Here is a 19,053-nt window from a genome sequence, read left to right as displayed (position 1 = left end):
CACCCCCGCCCACCCGAGCGCGGTGAGCGCCCCGGGCGCGCAGACCGCGCCCGGGGCCGCTCCGCTGCGCGCATCTGTCCAGCACACCTCCGGGTTCCGCCGTGAGCCTTGACACGGTGACCCACGCCACCCACACTCGGTCGGGAGTTGACTGTTAACAGTCAACCGAGAACGGGGACCACGGCCCATCGCTCACCCGGAGACCACCATGACCGAGCGGCACCCTCCCGTCCGCGATCCACACCTCGAAGAGGTCGCCACGTGGCACCCGATCGAGGGCACGCCCACCAAGAAGAAGGTCGCCATCGGCTGCTCCGTCGGGGCGACGATCGAGACCTACGACTTCATCGGGTTCGGCATCGCGGCGGCGCTGTACTTCAACACCGCCTTCTTCCCGGCCGACGACCCGCTGTCGGGCACGCTGCTGTCCTTCGCCACGCTGGGCATCGGGTTCGCGGTCCGCCCGCTCGGCGGGATCATCGGCGGCTACCTCGGTGACCGGATCGGCCGCAAGCCGGTGCTCGTCGGCTCCCTGCTGCTCATGGGCATCGCGACGGTGCTCATCGGGGTCCTGCCCACCTACCAGCAGGTCGGCATCTGGGCCGGGATCCTGCTGGTGGTCGTCCGGGTCGTCCAGGGCCTCGCGTTCGGCGCGGAGTGGGGCGGCGCGATCCTCATGTGCTTCGAGCACGCGCCATGGCGGAAGAAGGGCCTGTACACCGGCATCACCCAGGCCGGCTTCCCGGTCGGGCTGCTGCTGGCCAACCTGGCCTTCCTCGCCAGCGTCCCGCTGGGTGGCTCGTGGGCGTGGCGGGTGCCGTTCCTGCTCAGCGCCGTCCTGATCGTCGTGGGCATCGTGATCCGGCTCAAGGTCGAGGAGTCGCCCGAGTTCGAGGAGCTCAAGGAGGAGGGCGAGCTCTCGAAGAACCCGCTGCTCGAGGTGCTCCGCGACGACTGGCGCAACATCCTGCGCGCCTTCTGCCTCCGGATCACCGAGACCGCCGGCTACGCGGTGTCGGTCACGTTCATGCTGTCCTACGTCGCCGCCGAGGGGCTGGCCGACCGGTCGGTCACCCTCACCGCGACGATGATCGCCGCCGGGATCGGCATCGCCGCGACCACGTACTGGGGCGCGCTCACCGACCGCGTCGGGCGCCGCCCGGTCTACCTGCTGGGCACCGCCCTGCACCTGCTGTGGGGCATCCCGCTGTTCCTCGTGGTGAACACCGGCGCCGCGGTGGCCATCGTCATCGCGTTCGTCATCAGCTACGCGGTCCTGCAGAACTCGCTCGCCGGGGTGCAGGGCGCCTGGTTCTCGGAGCTGTTCGCGGCCAAGACCCGCACCACCGGCGCGTCGCTGGCCTACCAGATGTCCGCCGTGGTCTCGGGGTTCACCCCGCTGATCACCACCGCGCTGTATGCCGGCTTCGGCTGGCTCGGCCCGGCGCTGCTCTTCAGTGGCTACGGCCTGCTCGGCCTGGTCGCCGCCCTGCTGACCCGCGAGACCTGGGGGCGCACCGAGCGCGACGAGGTGGCCGCCCTGGAGCGCAGCCTCCGAACACCGGCGCCGGACGGGGTCCCCGCGCCCCGCACCCGGGTGGACGCCGCCCGGCCGACGGCCGACTCGGCCACCGACTGACCACGACCACGAGGAGGACCCCGTCATGACCTCGCTGACCACCGCACGGACGGCCGGCACCACGGCCGACCGGGCCGAGCGGATCGACCGGATCCGCCAGGCCGCGACCCGCATCCGGCGCAACGCCCTCGACATGGGGGAGGTGCAGGGCCAGGGCTACATCGGGCAGGCACTCGGCGTCGCCGACGTCCTCGCCGCGGTCTACACCGACCAGCTGCGGTACCGGCCCGAGGACCCCCACTGGCCCGACCGCGACCGCTTCCTGCTGTCCATCGGTCACTACGCCATCGCGCTCTACGCGGCGCTGGCCGAGGCCGGGACCATCCCGCTCGAGGAGCTGGAGACCTACGGCTCCGACGACTCCCGGCTGCCGATGTCGGGGATGGCCTCCTACACCCCCGGCATGGAGATCTCCGGCGGCTCCCTCGGCCACGGGCTGACCGTGGCCACCGGGATGGCCCTGGGGCTGCGGCACCTCGGCAACCCCGCCCGGGTGTTCAACCTGCTCTCCGACGGGGAGCTGGACGAGGGCTCCACCTGGGAGGCCGCCATGGCCTGCGCCCACCACGGCCTGGACAACGTGACCGCGATCGTCGACGTCAACGCCCTGCAGGCCGACGGCCCCACGGTCGGCGTCCTGCGCACCGAGCCGGTCACCGACAAGTGGCGGGCCTTCGGCTGGCACGCCCTGCGGGTGGACGGCAACGACGTCGCCGCCCTGGTCGACGCCCTCGACGAGATCCGGGCGCACCGCGGACAGCCCTCGGTGCTCATCTGCGACACCCGCATCGGCTGCGGGGTGCCGCTGCTCGAGGGCCGGGAGAAGGCCCACTTCATGCGGGTGGAGGAGCACGAGTGGCAGATCGCCCGCGACCAGCTGCAGGAAGGACCGGCCCGATGACCAGCACGACCCCCCGCAGAAGGCTCACCACCTCGGCGATGATCGCGTCGTTCGCCGACCCCGGTCAGCGCACCACCAGCGCCCCGTTCGGGCACGCGCTGAACCGCCTGGCCGAGGAGCGTCCCGAGATCGTCGGGCTCTCGGCCGACCTGGCCAAGTACACCGACATGCACGTCTTCCGCGACGCCCACCCGGACCGCTTCTTCCAGATGGGCATGGCCGAGCAGGCGATGCTCGGGGCGGCGGCCGGGCTGGCGGAGGTCGGCCTGGTGCCGTTCGCGTCCACCTACTCGGTGTTCGCGACCCGGCGGGCCTACGACTTCCTCTGCCTGGACATCGCCGAGCCCGGCCTCAACGTCAACGTCGTCGGCGCCCTGCCCGGCCTGACCACCGGCTACGGCCCGAGCCACCAGGCCACCGAGGACCTCGCGATCCTCCGCGGCTGCCCGAACCTGACCATCGTCGACCCCTGCGACTCGGTGGACATCGAGCAGGCCGTGCCGGCCCTGGCGGCCGCACCGGGCCCCACCTACCTGCGGCTGCTCCGCGGCGCGGTGCCCACGGTGCTCGACGAGTACGACTACCGCTTCGAGCTGGGCAGGGCCGCCGAGCTGCGCACCGGGCGGGACGTCGTCCTGATCTCGACCGGGCTGATGACGATGCGGGCGCTGCAGGCGGCCGCCCGGCTGGAGACCGACCACGTGGACGTCGCCGTCCTGCACGTGCCGACCATCAAGCCGCTGGACACCGGGGCGATCCTGCGCGCGGCCCGCACGGACCGGCTCGTGGTCACCCTGGAGAACCACACCGTCGTCGGTGGGCTGGCCGAGTCGGTGGCCTCGACGCTGGCGTTCGCCGGCGCAGGCACCCGCATCGTGCCCATCGCCCTGCCCGACGAGTTCCTGGCCGCCGGCGCCCTGCCCACCCTGCACGACCGCTACGGCCTGTCCACCGACGCCGTCGTCGCGCGGGTCAAGGCCGAGCTGGGGGGCAGCGCCTCCGCCCCCTGGGCCGCCGACCCCGCCCCGGCCACCGCCTGACCCCCACCCACCCGCAGACCCTGGAGGACCCCATGCCCGTCACCGACAAGACCGCCGTCGTCACCGGCGCCGGCTCCAAGCGCGGCATCGGCCGCGCCACCGCCCACGCCCTCGCCGCCGCCGGCTGGCACGTCGCCGTCCTCGACCTGGACGAGGCCAGCGCCAAGGACGCCGCCTCCGAGGTGGAGGAGCGCTCCGGCGTGCAGGCCGTCGGGATCGGCTGCGACATCACCGACGAGGCGTCGGTGGACGCCGCGCTGGCCGTCCTGGACGGCGCCCTGCCCCCGGTCGGCGCCCTGGTGAACAACGCCGGCATCACCTCGCCGGTCCCGTTCCTCGAGGTCACCGGCGAGGAGTGGGACCGCGTCTTCGCCGTCAACGTGCGGGGCGCCTTCAACGTCACCCGGCGCCTGGCGCCCGGGATGGCCGAGCGCGGCTTCGGCCGCATCGTGTTCCTGTCCTCGGTCTCGGCCGAGCGCGGCGGCGGCGTCTTCGGGGGCGTCGCGTACTCCGCGGCCAAGGCCGCCGAGCTCGGGTTCACCCGCGCGCTGGCCCGCGAGCTCGGCCCGCACGGCGTGACGGTCAACGCGGTCGCCCCCGGGCTCATCGACACCGACATCACCGGCGGGGCGCTGGAGGGTGAGCGCAAGCAGCAGCTGCTCGCCGGCATCCCGGTGGGGCGCAACGGCCGGGTCGCCGACGTGGCCGACCTCATCACCTACCTGTGCCGCGAGGAGACCGGTTACGTCACGGGCGCCACCTACGACGTCAACGGGGGCTCGCACATCCACTGACGTACCGACGACCGGCCGACGGTGCGCCGTCCCGGCCCCCGGACCGGGTACGGGTGACACCGTCGGCCGGTCGTGGTCCAGTACCCGGTGGATCGCGCGGTCGCCGGACCGCCGCAGCAGACCAGGCCGACGACAGCCGATGGGAGCCAGATGTTCACGAAGGTGCTCGTGGCCAACCGCGGGGAGATCGCCGTCCGGGCGTTCCGCGCCGCCTACGAGCTGGGCGCGGGGACGGTCGCGGTGTTCCCGTGGGAGGACCGCAACTCGGTGCACCGGCTGAAGGCCGACGAGAGTTACCAGATCGGCGAGGAGGGCCACCCGGTCCGCGCCTACCTGTCGGTGGAGGAGATCGTCGGGGCCGCCCGGCGGGCCGGCGCGGACGCGGTCTACCCCGGCTACGGCTTCCTGTCGGAGAACCCGGAGCTGTCGGCGGCGTGTGCCCGGGAGGGCATCACCTTCGTCGGGCCGTCGGCCGAGGTGCTGGAGCTGACCGGCAACAAGGCCCGGGCGATCGCCGCCGCCCGGGAGGCCGGGCTGCCGGTGCTGGCCTCGACCGAGCCCAGTGACGACGTCGACGCGGTGCTGGCCGCCGCGCGGGAGATGCCGTTCCCGGTGTTCGTCAAGGCCGTCGCCGGTGGCGGCGGGCGCGGCATGCGCCGGGTGGAGGACCCCGCGGAGCTGGCCGGGGCGGTGCAGGCGGCGATGCGCGAGGCCGAGGCCGCCTTCGGCGACGCCACCGTCTTCGTCGAGCAGGCGGTCGTCGACCCGCGGCACATCGAGGTGCAGGTGCTCGCCGACGGCGCCGGGAACGTGGTGCACCTGTTCGAGCGGGACTGCTCGGTGCAGCGCCGGCACCAGAAGGTGGTCGAGCTGGCCCCGGCGCCGAACCTGGACCCCGCGCTGCGGGAGCGGATCTGCGCCGACGCGGTCGCCTTCGCCCGCGCGATCGGCTACGTCAACGCCGGCACCGTGGAGTTCCTGCTCGACGCGCAGGGCCGGCACGTGTTCATCGAGATGAACCCGCGGATCCAGGTGGAGCACACGGTCACCGAGGAGGTGACCGACGTGGACCTGGTGCAGGCCCAGCTGCGGATCGCCTCGGGGGAGACCCTCGCCGACCTCGGGTTGTCCCAGGACACGATCGTGCTCCGGGGCGCGGCGCTGCAGTGCCGGATCACCACCGAGGACCCGGCCAACGGGTTCCGCCCGGACACCGGCCGGATCACCGCCTACCGCTCGCCGGGCGGGGCGGGCATCCGGCTCGACGGCGGGGCGTCGCTGGGCGCGGAGGTCGAGGCGCACTTCGACTCGCTGCTGGTGAAGCTGACCTGCCGCGGCCGGGACTTCGACGTCGCGGTGGCGCGTGCCCGGCGGGCGGTGGCCGAGTTCCGCATCCGCGGGGTGGCCACCAACATCCCGTTCCTGCAGGCGGTGCTCGACGACCCGGACTTCCGCGCCGGGCGGGTGACCACGTCGTTCATCGAGCAGCGGCCGCACCTGCTCACCGCGCGCTCCTCGGCCGACCGCGGCACCCGGCTGCTCACCTACCTGGCCGACGTGACGGTCAACCAGCCGCACGGGGAGCGCCCGCACCTGGTCGACCCGCTGGAGAAGCTGCCGCGCGTCGACCTCCGCCAGGCGCCGCCGGACGGCTCGCGGCAGCGGCTGCTCGGCGCCGGTCCCGAGGGCTTCGCCCGGCAGTTGCGGGAGCAGACCGCGCTGGCGGTCACCGACACCACCTTCCGCGATGCGCACCAGTCGCTGCTGGCCACCCGGGTGCGCACCAAGGACCTGCTCGGCGTCGCCGGGCACGTCGCCCGCACCACCCCGCAGCTGTTCAGCCTGGAGGCGTGGGGCGGGGCCACCTACGACGTGGCGCTGCGGTTCCTGCACGAGGACCCGTGGGAGCGGCTGGCCGCCCTGCGCGAGGCGGTGCCCAACATCTGCCTGCAGATGCTGCTGCGCGGCCGCAACACCGTCGGCTACACGCCCTACCCGGAGCAGGTGACCACGACGTTCGTCGCCGAGGCGGCGCGCACCGGCATCGACGTCTTCCGCATCTTCGACGCGCTCAACGACGTCGCCCAGATGCGCCCGGCCATCGACGCGGTCCGCGAGACCGGGACGGCGGTCGCGGAGGTGGCGCTGTGCTACACCGGCGACCTCTCCGACCCGGCTGAGGACCTCTACACGCTGGACTACTTCCTGCGGCTGGCCGAGCAGATCGTCGACGCCGGCGCGCACGTGCTGGCGATCAAGGACATGGCCGGCCTGCTCCGCCCGCCGGCCGCCGCGACGCTGGTGACCGCGCTGCGGGAGCGCTTCGACCTCCCCGTGCACCTGCACACCCACGACACCGCCGGCGGTCAGCTGGCCACCCTGATGGCGGCGTGGCAGGCCGGGGTGGACGCCGTGGACGGCGCGGTCGCCTCGATGGCCGGCACCACGTCGCAGCCGCCGCTGTCGGCGATCGTGGCCGGCACCGACGCCACCGAGCGCGCCACGGGCCTGGACCTGCGGTGCGTCAACGACCTGGAGCCCTACTGGGAGGCGGTGCGCCGCATCTACGCGCCGTTCGAGTCCGGGCTGCCCTCACCCACCGGGCGGGTCTACACCCACGAGATCCCCGGCGGGCAGCTGTCCAACCTGCGCCAGCAGGCGATCGCGCTCGGGCTGGGGCAGCGGTTCGAGGAGGTCGAGGACGCCTACGCCGCCGCCGACCGGCTGCTGGGCCGGCTGGTCAAGGTCACGCCCAGCTCCAAGGTGGTCGGCGACCTCGCGCTGCAGCTGGTCGGCTCCGGCGTCGCGGTCGACGACTTCGCCGCCGAGCCGGGCAAGTACGACCTGCCCGACTCGGTGATCGGGTTCCTGCGCGGCGAGCTGGGTGACCCGCCCGGCGGCTGGCCCGAGCCCTTCCGCACCCGCGCGCTGGAGGGCCGCCGTCCCGCCGAGCCGCCCGCCGAGCTCGGCCCCGAGGACGTCGCCGGGCTGGCCGAGCAGCCCCGCCAGACCCTGAACCGGCTGCTGTTCCCCGGCCCGACCAGGGAGTTCCTGGCCCACTCGGAGTGCTACGGCGACGTGTCGGTGCTGCCGACCAAGGAGTTCCTCTACGGGCTGCGCCCGGGCGACGAGCACGCCGTCGACCTCGAGCCCGGCGTGACGCTGCTGATGGGCGTGGAGGCCGTCTCCGACCCCGACGAGCGCGGCATGCGGACGGTCATGTGCACGCTCAACGGGCAGCTGCGCCCGGTGTCGGTCCGGGACCGCTCGGTCGAGGCCGCGGTCAAGGCCGCGGAGAAGGCCGACCGCAGCGACCCGAAGCAGGTGGCCGCCCCGTTCGCCGGCGTGGTCACCTTGCAGGTGGCGGAGGGGGACGGCGTCGAGGCCGGCCAGCCGATCGCCACCATCGAGGCGATGAAGATGGAGGCCGCCATCACCGCACCGCAGGCCGGCACCGTCTCCCGGCTCGCCATCGGGCAGGTCCAGCAGGTGGAGGGCGGTGACCTGCTCGTCGTCCTCGGCTGAGGCCGGTCAGTAGTGGATGGCCCCCCGGTTCCCGCCGCCGACGGTGACGGCGTCCCCGCTGATCGCCGCGCTGCGCGGTGAGGCGAGGAAGGTGACGACGTCGGCGACCTCCCGGGCGGTGACCAGCCGGCCGATGCTGGTGCCGGCGGCCATCGCCCGGGCCACCTCCTCGGGGGTGCTGCCCTGCTCGGCCGCGCGGTCGGCCAGGACCTGGGCGGTGCGCTCGGTCACCGTGATGCCGGGGTGGACGACGGTGACCGTGATCCCGGCCGGACCGAGCTCGTCGGCGAGGTTGGCGGTCATCGCCGCCACGGCCACGTTGCGCACCGAGCCGACCAGGGAGCCGGTGCGGCGGGCGTTGAGGCCGCTGATGTTGATGATCCGGCCCCAGCCGGCCGCGGCCATGTGCGGCGCCACCGCGCGGGCGAACCGGAGGTAGCCCAGCACCTTGGTCTCCAGCTCCTCGCGCAGCGCGTCGTCGCCCAGCTCGGCCAGCGGTGGCACGGGCCCGGAGGACGCCGGCCGGGCGGCGGCGTTGACGAGGACGTCGACCCCGCCGAGCCCGGCGACCACCCGCTCGACCGCGGCGCGCACCGCGGCGTCGTCCCGGGTGTCGGCGGGGCAGGGCAGGACGGTCGTGCCGTGCCGCCGGACGCGGTCGGCGGCGGCGTCGAGGGCGGCGGCGTCGCGGGCGACCAGGGCCACGTGCGCCCCCTCCGCGGCCAGGCCGTCGGCGATCTCCAGGCCGATGCCGCGGCTGGCGCCGGTCACTATCGCCCGCTTGCCGGTGAGCTCGAGGTCCATGCCCTCCTGCCTACCGGGCCGGCCGTCCGGCGGCGAGCGGACCGCCGCCGCGCCGCGTCAGCCGCGGGTCCCGCAAGGGGGCGGGCCGTGCCCACAGGGACCGGGCGGACGGTGCGGCCGGTCACAGGCGCAGAGTCGGGGCATGGACGCGCTCCCGGCCGACGAGGGGCACCGCGGCGGCGAGGCGGGGTTCCGCCGGGCCACGCTCGCGATCTTCCTGGCCGGGGTGGCGGTGTTCGCGATGCTCTACCTGCCACAGGTCCTGCTGCCCGAGCTCACCCGGGTCTTCGCGGTCTCCCCGGCCGGCTCGACCCTCGCGGTGTCGGTCGCCACGGGCGGGCTCGCCGCCGGGCTGCTGGTCCTCGGCCCGGTGTCCGACCGGCGGGGGCGGACGGCCATCCTGCACGGCAGCCTCGCCGCGTCGGCGCTCCTGGCGGTCCTGGTCGCCGCGGCCCCGACCTGGCCGGTGCTCCTCGTCCTGCGGGGCGTGCAGGGCTTCGCGCTGGCCGGCCTGCCCGCCGTGGCCGCGGCCTACCTGCGCGAGGAGCTGCACGCGTCGGTGGGGGCCCGGGCGATCGGCCTGTTCGTCAGCGGCAACGCGATCGGCGGGCTGACCGGCCGGCTGCTCGGCGGAGTGCTCGTCGACCTCGGCGGGTGGCGGACCGCGGCCGGCGGGATCGCCCTGCTGGGCGTGGCCTGCGCGGTGGCGGTGCGGCTGCTGCTGCCGCCCTCGCGCCGGTTCGTGCGGGTGCCGCGGGAGGTGCCGGTGCTGCGGCAGCTGGTCGCCGGAGTCACCGACCCCGTGCTGCTCGGGCTGTACGGCTGCGCGGCGCTGCTGATGGGGGCCTTCGTCGCGGTCTACAACGCCGCCACCTTCCGGCTGGAGTCCCCGCCGTACGGGCTGGCGCCGGCGGTGGCCGGGCTGGTGTTCCTGGCCTACCTGCTCGGCTCGGTCAGCTCCGCGGTCGGCGGGGAGCTGGCCGGGCGGTTCGGCCGGCGGCCCGTGGTGCCGGTCGCGGTGGCGGTGATGGCCGGCGGGGTGGCGCTGACCCTCGCCGCGCCGCTGGCCCTGTTCGTCACCGGGCTGTGCGTGCTCACCGTCGGCTTCTTCGCCGCCCACGGCGTGGCCAGCGGGTGGGTGGCGCTGCGGGCGGCCTCCGGTGGGCGGGCCGTCGGGCAGGCCGCCTCGCTGTACTCGTTCTGGTACTACGTCGGCTCCTCCGTCGGCGGCACCCTCGCCGGGCTGGCCTGGGACGGCGGCGGCTGGCCGGCCGTGGTGCTGCTCACCGGGGGCCTCACGCTGGCCGCGCTCGTCCTGGCCCTGGTGCTCGGGCGCAGCACGGCCCTGCAGCCCGGCTGAGCCGGGGGCCGCCCGGCCGGCTGGGGCGCTCGTCGCCCCCGGCCGGCCCCGGACGTGGGCCCCGGGGCCGGCCGGCCGAGGCCCACGGTCAGTGCTCGAGCAGCCAGACGGCGCTGTCCGGCGGCAGCGCCACGGTCCCGACCGCGGCGTGCACCCTCGGGGAGGAGCTCAGCAGCACCGAGCCGGAGCAGCCGACCAGCGCGGTCTCGGTGCCCATGTTGACCACGCAGCGCACGGTCTCGTCCGCGCCCGTGCAGCGCACGGTCAGGACGTCGCCGTGCGTGGTCACCGTCGCGGTGCCCGTGGCGAACGCGGGGTGCGCCTTGCGCAGCGCCAGCGCCCGGCGGTAGAGCTGCAGCGTCGACGTGCTGCGCCCGGCCTGCCGGGACACCGCGTACCGGCCCCAGTCGGCCGGGATCGGCAGCCACGGCTCCGCGGCGCCGTCAGGGGAGAAGCCCACCCCGGGGCTGGCGTTCCACGGCATCGGGACGCGGCAGCCGTCGCGACCGGCGCGGGCGCCGCCGCTGCGCAGGAAGATCGGGTCCCGCTTGGCCTCGTCGGCCACGACGGCCTGCGGCAGGCCCAGCTCCTCGCCGGCGTAGAGGTAGGCCGAGCCGGGCAGCGCGAGCATGAGGACCGCCGCCGCCCGGGCGCGGGCGCGGCCCAGCGCGCCGCCGCCGAAGCGGGTGACCTGACGCTCCTTGTCGTGGTTGCCCAGCACCCACGACACCGGCGCGCCCACGGTGCCGAACGCGTCGAAGGCACTGGAGATGGCCTCGGCGAAGGCGGCCGTGTCCCACGTCGACTTCAGCAGCCGGAACGACAGCGACTGGTGCAGCTCGTCGGGTCGCGAGTACAGCGCGACCTGGTCGAGGTCGGCCAGGCAGACCTCGCCGACCAGCATGGTGTCGGGGTACTCGTCGCAGATCGACCGCCAGCGGCGCCACACGTCGTGCACCTCGGGCTGGTTCCACGTCATCGCCTGCTCCGGCCCGTGCCCGAACAGGGTCGGTGCGTAGAAGCCGGGGTTGTCGCGCAGGGCGGCGTCCTTGTGGAGCCCGTAGGCCACGTCGACGCGGAAGCCGCTGACCCCGCGGTCGAGCCAGAACCGCAGCGTCCGCTCGAAGTCGGCGGCGACCTCGGGGTCGCGCCAGTTCAGGTCGGGCTGCTCGGGGGCGAACAGGTGCAGGTACCAGCGGCCGTCCGGCGTGCGCGACCAGGCCGGGCCGCCGAACAGGGACTGCCAGTTGTTCGGCGGCTCCTCCGACGGCGGTGCGAAGTGGTAGCGGCCCGCCTCGGGGCAGTCGGGGTCGGCCAGCGCGGCCTGGAACCAGCGGTGCTGGTCGGAGGTGTGGTTGGGGACGACGTCCAGCACGACCCGCAGGCCCACGCGGCGGGCGTCGTCCACCAGGGCCTCGAGGTCGGCGACGTCGCCGTAGTCGGGGTCGACGGCGCGGTAGTCCACGACGTCGTAGCCGCCGTCGGCCCCGCCCGAGGGGTAGTGGGGGTTGATCCACAGCGCGTCCACGCCGAGCCAGGCCAGGTAGGGCAGGCGCGAGCGGAGGCCGGCCAGGTCGCCGATCCCGTCGCCGTTGCTGTCGGCGAACGAGCGCAGGTACACCTGGTAGACCACGGCGCTGCGCCACCAGGGCGACGGAGCGGGCGCGGGGGCGACCCGGGGTTCGGTCGAGAGCCCCGCGAGGGAGAGCCGACGTGCCATGTGGCTCTCATCGGCAGTCCGCCGTCCCGGCTGGTGTGGTGTGGGTCACGAACTCCCTCGCTGGGGTTGGCAGGTTCCGCCCGCGCTCACCCGGGAGGGCCGCCGCCGGGTGTCGCGGCCAGGTCGCGCTCGAGGACGAGTGCCGTCGCGCTCAGCGCCGCGACCCACTCCGGCAGCCGGACCCGGCTGAACCGGACCGTGGGCATCGACAGCGTCAGGGCCGCCACGGCCTCGCCGTCCGCCCGGTGGACCGGGTGACCGATGGCGGTGACCCCCCGCTCGGTGGCCTGGTTGTTGACCGCGAAGCCCTGGCGGCGCACGCGGGCCAGGGTCCGGCCGAGCGCCGGCAGGTCGACTCCTCCCGCGTCGGGCCCCGCGTAGACCTCGGCCAGCGCCTGCGGGGACAGCGCGGCCAGCAGCACGAGACCGCCCGAGGCCAGGTGCGCGGGCAGCAGCCGGCCCTCCCGGTCGCCGACCCGCAGCAGCTGGTCGCACTCCACGGTGGCCACGAAGCGGATGCGGTCGCCGGTCCGGACCACGAGGTTCACCGTCTCCGCGCACTGGTCGACCAGGCTGCGCATGTGCGGCAGCGCCAGCCGCCGCAGCACGCTCGCCGGCTCGGCCGCGGGCATCGCGCGCAGGACGTCGCCGGCGTGGTAGCGGCGGTCCTCGTCCTGCCAGGCGAAGTCCCGGTACACCAGCATCGACAGGACCCGGTGCGCCGTGGACCGGGCCACCCCCAGCCGCTCGGCGGCCTCGGACACCCGCAGCGGCCCCTCGTGCTGCAGCAGGACGGCGAGCCGGAGGGCGTGGTCGACGGACTCGATGCGGTACACGGGCTCGTTCTTCACCGCGGGCCCTCCTGCGCTCGACGCGAACGATTCTGCGCTCCAGAATGCCGCACCGCCCTCCGCGTGAGGGGGGTCACGATCCCAGGGCGGGTGACCGTCGCCCGCGACGAACGGAGGAGGGCCGGCGTGCCGGAGCGAGCCGCGGGAGTCGACCGACCGGACCCAGCAGCGCAGCGCAGCGAGCTGGCCGAGGCCAACCACGTCCTCGTCGACCAGGGGATCCTGGACGGCTTCGGGCACGTCAGCGTCCGGTCCGCCGAGGACCCCGGCGCCTTCCTGCTGTCGCGCAACCTCGCGCCGGGCCTGGTCCGGCCCGACGACGTCCAGCTGATCACCCTGGACGGGCACACCGAGGACCCCCGGCCGTCCTACCTCGAGCTGTACATCCACGCCGAGATCTACCGGGCCCGCCCGGACGTGCAGGCGGTCGTGCACAGCCACTCGCCGGCCGTCATCCCGTTCGGCGTCTCCCGGACGCCGCTGCGGCCCATCCTGCACATGGCCGGCTTCCTCGCCCCACGGGTCCCCGTCTTCGAGTCCCGGGACACCCTCGGCGCGGCGTCGGACCTCCTCGTGCGGGACGCCGCGACCGGGGCCGCGCTGGCCGCGTCCCTCGGGGACGCCTCGGTGGTCCTCATGCGCGGCCACGGGTCCACGGCGGTGGGCGCCTCGCTGCCGGAGGTCGTGTACCGCGCCGTCTACGCGGAGGTCAACGCCCGCGTGCAGAGCGAGGCGCTGCGGCTGGGCGAGTGCGTCTTCCTCACCGACGAGGAGGCGGCCGCGACCGTGGCCACCAACACCCCGCAGATCGCCCGCGCCTGGGGGTTCTGGCGGGACCGCGCGCAGCGGTCGGCGTGACCGCCGCACCGCGCCTCCACCCCACCCCTGCCATCCAGAGGAGTTCGACCGTGACCGGACCCAGGTCCCGTGCCACCGCCGTCGCTGCCGCGACGCTGCTCGCCCTCACCGCGTGCGGAGGATCCGACGACTCCGGGAGCGCGTCGCCGGGGGAGGGCGGCGGCCTGACCCCCGTCACCATCGGCACCCAGCCCATCGTGGACTCCGCGCCCCTGTACCTCGGGGTCGACCAGGGCTTCTTCGAGGAGGAGGGGCTCGACCTCACCATCGAGTCCGCGGTCGGCGGTGCCGCCGTCGTCCCGAGCGTGGTCTCCGGGGACTTCGAGTTCGGCCGCGGCAACGTCCTGTCGACCATGATCGCCGTCGACCAGGGGCTGCCCCTGCAGTGCATCACCAACGCCAACTCCACCGCCGGTAACCCGGACTTCGGAGCCGTCGTCGTGCCGGGGGACTCGCCGCTGCAGTCGATGGCCGACCTCGCCGGCCGCACGGTGTCGGTCAACACGCTGAACAACATCGGCGACACCACCATCCGGTCGGTCGTCGAGGAGGCCGGCGGCGACCCCGCCGCGGTCCGGTTCGTCGAGATCCCGTTCCCCGACGCCCCGGCCGCGCTGCAGAGCGGCCAGGTCGACGCCGCGTGGATCCTCGACCCGTTCCTCACCGAGGCCGTCGACGCCGGCGGGCGGGTGCTGTCGTACAACTTCTCCGACTTCCACCCGGAGCTCGACATCTCCTGCGTCTTCGCCTCCCAGCAGCTGCTGCAGGAGCAGCCGGAGGTGGTCGAGGCGTTCCAGCGGGCCATGAACCGGTCCCTGGAGTTCTCCCAGGACAACCCCGACGAGGTCCGGCGGATCACCGGCACCTACACCGAGATCGACCCGGCGGTGCTCGAGCGCATCGTCATCCCGACCTTCCGCACCGAGTTCAGCGAGGAGGCCATGGCGCTGCTCGGGGCCAAGGCCGCCGAGTACGGCACCCTCTCGCAGGAGCCGGACCTCGACCAGCTGCTGCCCTGACCCCCGCGGCCCTGACCCCCGCGGCCTAGCATCGGCGCCCGTGCGCCCGTTCCTGCTGCTGGCCTCGCGGGCCGAGGACGAGGCCGCGGACGACGAGTACGCGGCGTTCCTGCGGCTGACCGGGCTCGGGGAGGGGCAGCTGCGCCGGATCCGCATGGAGGCCGGCCCGCTGCCACCCCTGGACCTCGACGACTTCTCCGGCGTCCTCCTCGGCGGGGGGCCGTTCAACTCCAGCGACCCGGACGAGGAGAAGTCGCCGACCCAGCACCGGGTGGAGGCCGAGCTGCGGTCGGTGCTGGACGAGGTCGTCGCCCGCGACCTGCCCTTCTTCGGCGCCTGCTACGGGATCGGCACGCTGGGGGTGCACCAGGGTGGGGTGGTCGACCGCACCTTCGGCGAGCCGGTGTCCTGCGTCGCGATCGAGCTCACCGCGGCCGGCCGGGAGGACCCCGTGCTCGCCGGGGTACCGGAGGTGTTCGACGCGCTGGTCGGGCACAAGGAGGCCTGCCGGGTCCTGCCGCCCTCGGCCGTGCTGCTGGCCACCTCCGCCGCCTGCCCGGTGCAGATGTTCCGCGTCGGGCGCAACGTGTACGCCACCCAGTTCCACCCCGAGCTCGACGTCCCCGGGGTGGTCACGCGGGCGCGGGTCTACCAGCACGCCGGGTACTTCCCGCCCGCGGAGCTCGAGGCGCTCATCGCGCGGCTGCGCACCGCGGTGGTGTCGGAGCCCGGCCGCATGCTGGCCAACTTCGTCGCCCGGTACGTCTGAGTCCGAGGGGTCGGCTTTCTGCCGGCGGCCCGCGGGAGGCAGACTGCCAGCGCACGCCCGGTCGCCCACCGTCCGGGCCCTGGAGCACCGGCGGGAGACCTGGATGACCCCGGCGACGGGAGCCCGATGAGCGCCGGGACGGCGACCGGCACGCAGTCCTCCCCGGGCGGCGGTCGCGGCCTGCTGGCCCGGGTCGCGCCGCTGCGCCGCCGGCTGCGCACCGAGGCCGGCAGCGCCGGTCTGCTGCTGCTGGCCACCGTGGTCGCGCTGCTGTGGGCCAACTCCCCGATGGGGGAGACCTACGACGCCTTCTGGCACACCGAGTTCGCCGTCCGGGTGGGCGGCGCCGAGCTCGCCCTGGACCTGCAGCACTGGGTCAACGACGGCCTGATGGTGTTCTTCTTCTTCGTCGTCGGGCTGGAGATCAAGCGCGAGCTGGTCATGGGCGAGCTCACCGACCGGCGCCGGGCGGCGGTCCCGGCGCTGGCCGCCGTCACCGGCCTGGCGGTGCCCGCCCTGGTCTACGTGCTGTTCAACCTCGGCGGCCCGGCCGTGTCGGCGTGGGGCGTGGTCATCTCCACCGACACGGCGTTCCTGCTCGGGGTGCTCGCGCTGGTCGGCCCCGCCTGCCCCGCGCAGCTGCGGCTGTTCCTGCTGACCCTCGCCATCGCCGACGACGTCGGCGCGCTCAGCGTCATCGCGCTCTTCTACACCGACGACCTCGCGATCGGCCCGCTCGCCCTGGCGGTGCTCGGCCTCGCCCTGATGGCGGGCCTGCGGTACCTCAACGTCTGGCGCGGGCCGGCGTACCTGGTGCTCGGCGTCGCGGTCTGGATCGCGATGTACGCCTCGGGCGTGCACCCCACCCTCGCCGGTGTGGTGATCGCGCTGTTCACCCCGGCCTACCCGGCGCGGGTCGCCGAGGTCGAGGACGCCGCCCGGCTGACGCGGGCCTACCGGCAGTCGCCCAACCCCGAGTTCGCCCGCGCCGCCCGGCTGAGCATCGACCGGTCGGTGTCGGCCAGCGAGCGGCTGCAGCAGCTGTGGCAGCCGTGGACCAGCTTCGTCATCGTCCCGGTGTTCGCCCTCGCCAACGCCGGGGTGGTGCTCAGCGGGGAGACGCTGCGCGCGGCGCTCACCTCGCCGGTCACCCTCGGCGTGGTGGGCGGGCTCGTCGCCGGCAAGCTGCTCGGCATCCTGCTCGGCACCCTGCTGGCGGTGCGGGGTGGCTTCGGTGAGCTGGCGCCCGGGCTCACCGGCTGGCAGCTGGCCGGGGGAGCGGCGCTGTCGGGCATCGGCTTCACCATCTCGCTGTTCATCGTCGACCTGGCGCTGGACGACGAGCGGCTGGCCGACCAGGCGCGGGTCGGCGTCCTCACCGCCTCGCTGCTGGCCGCGCTGCTGGGCTGGGGGCTGTTCCGGCTCGCCGACCGGCGCCGTCCCCCCGGCACCGGCGGGCGGCCGGTGCTGCTCGACCTGCCGGTCGACCCCCGGCGCGACCACGTCCGCGGCCGGGTGGACGCACCGCTGACCCTCGTCGAGTACGGGGACTTCGAGTGCCCTTTCTGCGGCCGGGCCACCGGCGCGGTGGAGGAGCTGCGGGAGCGGTTCGGGGACCAGCTGCGCTACGTGTTCCGGCACGTGCCGCTGGTCGACGTGCACCCGCACGCGCGACTGGCCGCCGAGGCGGCGGAGGCCGCCGCCGCCCAGGGCCGGTTCTGGGAGATGCACGACGAGATGTTCGCCGCGCAGGACCGGCTGACCCCCGGCGACCTGCTCGACCACGCCGCGGCGGTCGGCCTGGACGTGCAGCGCTTCGCCCGCGACCTCGGCGCGGGCCGGCACGCCCGTCGCGTCGAGGAGGACGTGGAGTCCGCGGAGGTCAGCGGCGTCGAGGGCACGCCCACCTTCTTCGTCAACGGACGCCGGCACAGCGGCCCGTACGACGCCGACACCCTCGCCGCCGAGCTGCTCGCCACGGCCGGGACGGGGACCGCCCTCGACGACCCGTCCGGGGACGACCAGGCCGGGAGCGCCCACGCCGGCGTCGTCCTGCCGGCCGTGGGCCCGCGCCGGGCCGAGCCGCGGCCGCCCGCCGACGCGCTCGCCGAGCCCGTGCCGGCCGACCTGCCCGAGACCCCCGACCGGGACGGCGCGGACCCCCTGCTGACCGACGAGCACGTGGCGCTGCTCGAACGGTTCGGCGTCCGGCGCCGGTACGAGGCCGGTGACGCCGTCTTCCGCGAGGGCGACCCGGGCTACGACTTCGCCGTGGTGCTCTCCGGCGCGGTCGCGGTGGTGGAGGACCTCGGCCGCCCGGGGCAGCGGGTGCTCGCCGTCCACGGCCCGCGCCGGTTCCTCGGCGAGCTGGACCTGTTCAGCGACCACCCGGTGTCCCTGACCGCGCTCGTGCTGCGGCCGGGCGAGGTCCTGTGCGTGCCCGACGACCGGATGCGGGAGGTGTTCGGCGCCGACCACGACCTCAAGGAGACGGTGCTGCGGTCGTTCCTGCTGCGCCGGTCGATGCTGCTGGAGCTCGCCGCCGACCTGCGCATCGTCGGGCGGGCCGGTGCACCGGACAGCCGCCGGCTGCAGGACTTCGCCCGCACCCACCGCCTGGCCGCGGTCTTCGTCGACCTCGACAGCAGCGCCGACGGCGCGGCGCTGCTGCGCGAGCTCGGGGTGTCCGAGGCCGACCTGCCGGTGGTGGTGTGGCGGCGCGGGGAGGTGCTGCGCAACCCGACCGATGCCGAGGTCGCCGCGGCCGTCGGCGCCGGCGGGTGAGCCGGCTCAGGCGCAGGCGCGCTCGACGTCGGTGAGCAGGGCGGCCGCGGTCGCGACCGCCGTCGCCAGCTCGTCCGGCCGGGTCCCGAGCGTCCCCAGGACGCCGTGCGCCCGGACGGCGAAGTCCGCCGGTGCGCCGGGCAGCAGGGCGGCCGCCGCGACGGCGCCCTTCTCGTTGACCAGCCAGCGCCCGGCGGCGCCGTGCAGGGCGTGTGCGCACAGCCCGACCGTGCGGAACAGGCAGCCGGCGACGAACGCGGTGTCGCCGCGGTCGGTCGCCTTGCCCGCGACCTGCAGGCAGAAGCGGGCCTCGACCAGCCGGCGGACCATCGCCGTCCCCAGCTCCGGCGGGTAGACCGCCGTCTCGGTCCGCAGCGCACCCACCTCGCCGGTGGGGTCGGCCAGCAGCACGCCGAGGGCCAGCTCACCGGCGTAGGCGGCGTCGAGGAAGCCCAGGGGGTGGCCGACCTGGGCGTGGAAGGCCGACCGGCCCGCCCGGGCGATCCGCCAGGCCTCGACCACCCGGTCCACGTCGCGGTAGAGCCAGTCCATCGCCAGGTCGTCCAGCCGCAGCCACGCCCCGCCGTCCACCCACGGGCCCCACTCGCCGGGCTCGGTCACGCAGGCCTGCGGGCCGCAGACCTCGCGGGCCAGGGCGCCGAGCGCGGTGGTGTCCAGGGGTGGCCGGTAGTACAGGCCGAGGTCGACGTCGGAGGCCGGGGTGTGGGTGCCGCGGGCCCGGCTGCCGCCGAGGGTGACCGCCAGGACGCCGGGCACCGCGGTCAGCCGCCCGGCCAGCGTCCGCAGCCGCGCCGGGCCGTCGCCGGGGAGTCCCGCGACGGGGTCGCCCACGCCGCCGAGGCTAGGACGTCCGGGGGGGGGGGGGGGGGGGGGGGGGGGGGGGGGGGGGGGGGGGGGGGGGGGGGGGGGGGGGGGGGGGGGGGGGGGGGGGGGGGGGGGGGGGGGGGGGGGGGGGGGGGCGCGCGGGC

14 protein-coding genes are annotated in these 19,053 nt (G+C 75.2%); 10 read left to right on the top strand and 4 right to left on the bottom strand.

The window, feature by feature from the left end; all coding sequences use genetic code 11:
* Positions 1-208: 208 nt before the first annotated feature.
* The 5 genes from ACI79E_RS18565 to ACI79E_RS18545 all read left to right on the top strand — a co-directional run bounded on the left by ACI79E_RS18565 (position 209) and on the right by ACI79E_RS18545 (position 7,899).
* On the top strand, positions 209-1,639 hold the full coding sequence (locus ACI79E_RS18565; RefSeq protein ID WP_456934041.1) for an MFS transporter: 1,431 nt from the start codon (positions 209-211) through the stop codon (positions 1,637-1,639).
* A 25-nt stretch (positions 1,640-1,664) separates the two neighbouring features.
* Complete coding sequence (locus ACI79E_RS18560; protein WP_456934040.1) at positions 1,665-2,540, top strand: transketolase; 876 nt, start codon at positions 1,665-1,667, stop codon at positions 2,538-2,540.
* Positions 2,537-3,580, top strand: coding sequence for a transketolase family protein (locus ACI79E_RS18555; protein WP_456934039.1), 1,044 nt, complete (start codon positions 2,537-2,539; stop codon positions 3,578-3,580). The genes ACI79E_RS18560 and ACI79E_RS18555 overlap by 4 nt, the downstream gene beginning before the upstream one ends.
* Positions 3,581-3,612: 32 nt before the next feature.
* Positions 3,613-4,374, top strand: a complete 762-nt coding sequence (locus ACI79E_RS18550) for an SDR family NAD(P)-dependent oxidoreductase (RefSeq protein WP_456934038.1) — start codon at positions 3,613-3,615, stop codon at positions 4,372-4,374.
* A gap of 150 nt (positions 4,375-4,524) precedes the next feature.
* The gene (locus ACI79E_RS18545) at positions 4,525-7,899 is read left to right on the top strand and encodes a pyruvate carboxylase (RefSeq protein ID WP_456934037.1); all 3,375 of its coding nucleotides are present in this window, start codon (positions 4,525-4,527) and stop codon (positions 7,897-7,899) included.
* A gap of 6 nt (positions 7,900-7,905) precedes the next feature.
* Here ACI79E_RS18545 and ACI79E_RS18540 read toward each other — a convergent pair whose 3' ends face one another.
* The gene (locus ACI79E_RS18540; protein ID WP_456934036.1) at positions 7,906-8,703 is read right to left on the bottom strand and encodes an SDR family NAD(P)-dependent oxidoreductase; all 798 of its coding nucleotides are present in this window, start codon (positions 8,701-8,703) and stop codon (positions 7,906-7,908) included.
* Between the two features lie 142 nt (positions 8,704-8,845).
* Here ACI79E_RS18540 and ACI79E_RS18535 point away from each other — a divergent pair, with 142 nt between their 5' ends.
* On the top strand, positions 8,846-10,063 hold the full coding sequence (locus ACI79E_RS18535; protein WP_456934035.1) for an MFS transporter: 1,218 nt from the start codon (positions 8,846-8,848) through the stop codon (positions 10,061-10,063).
* A gap of 88 nt (positions 10,064-10,151) precedes the next feature.
* Here ACI79E_RS18535 and ACI79E_RS18530 read toward each other — a convergent pair whose 3' ends face one another.
* A complete protein-coding gene (locus ACI79E_RS18530) occupies positions 10,152-11,783 on the bottom strand; it encodes a glycoside hydrolase family 13 protein (RefSeq protein ID WP_456934034.1) in 1,632 nt (543 codons plus the stop codon).
* An 86-nt stretch (positions 11,784-11,869) separates the two neighbouring features.
* The gene (locus tag ACI79E_RS18525; RefSeq protein WP_456934033.1) at positions 11,870-12,634 is read right to left on the bottom strand and encodes an IclR family transcriptional regulator; all 765 of its coding nucleotides are present in this window, start codon (positions 12,632-12,634) and stop codon (positions 11,870-11,872) included.
* Positions 12,635-12,760: 126 nt separating this feature from the next.
* On the opposite strand from ACI79E_RS18525, the gene ACI79E_RS18520 reads away from it, so the two are divergent.
* The 4 genes from ACI79E_RS18520 (at position 12,761) to nhaA (ending at position 18,064) form a co-directional block, all read left to right on the top strand.
* Positions 12,761-13,492: a class II aldolase/adducin family protein gene (locus ACI79E_RS18520; protein WP_456934032.1), complete on the top strand. Its 732-nt coding sequence runs from the start codon at positions 12,761-12,763 to the stop codon at positions 13,490-13,492.
* 50 nt (positions 13,493-13,542) lie between these two features.
* Positions 13,543-14,511: an ABC transporter substrate-binding protein gene (locus ACI79E_RS18515; protein WP_456934031.1), complete on the top strand. Its 969-nt coding sequence runs from the start codon at positions 13,543-13,545 to the stop codon at positions 14,509-14,511.
* Between the two features lie 40 nt (positions 14,512-14,551).
* Positions 14,552-15,280: a glutamine amidotransferase gene (locus ACI79E_RS18510; RefSeq protein ID WP_456934030.1), complete on the top strand. Its 729-nt coding sequence runs from the start codon at positions 14,552-14,554 to the stop codon at positions 15,278-15,280.
* Positions 15,281-15,406: 126 nt separating this feature from the next.
* The gene (nhaA, locus tag ACI79E_RS18505; protein ID WP_456934029.1) at positions 15,407-18,064 is read left to right on the top strand and encodes a Na+/H+ antiporter NhaA; all 2,658 of its coding nucleotides are present in this window, start codon (positions 15,407-15,409) and stop codon (positions 18,062-18,064) included.
* A 6-nt stretch (positions 18,065-18,070) separates the two neighbouring features.
* On the opposite strand, the gene ACI79E_RS18500 is transcribed toward nhaA, so the two are convergent.
* Positions 18,071-18,916, bottom strand: a complete 846-nt coding sequence (locus tag ACI79E_RS18500; RefSeq protein ID WP_456934028.1) for a nucleotidyltransferase family protein — start codon at positions 18,914-18,916, stop codon at positions 18,071-18,073.
* Positions 18,917-19,053 lie beyond the last annotated feature (137 nt).

The sequence above is a fragment of the Geodermatophilus sp. SYSU D00079 genome (genome assembly GCF_054050635.1).
Note: the sequence above shows the minus strand (reverse complement) of the source record. Positions and strands in the feature narration are given on the sequence as shown.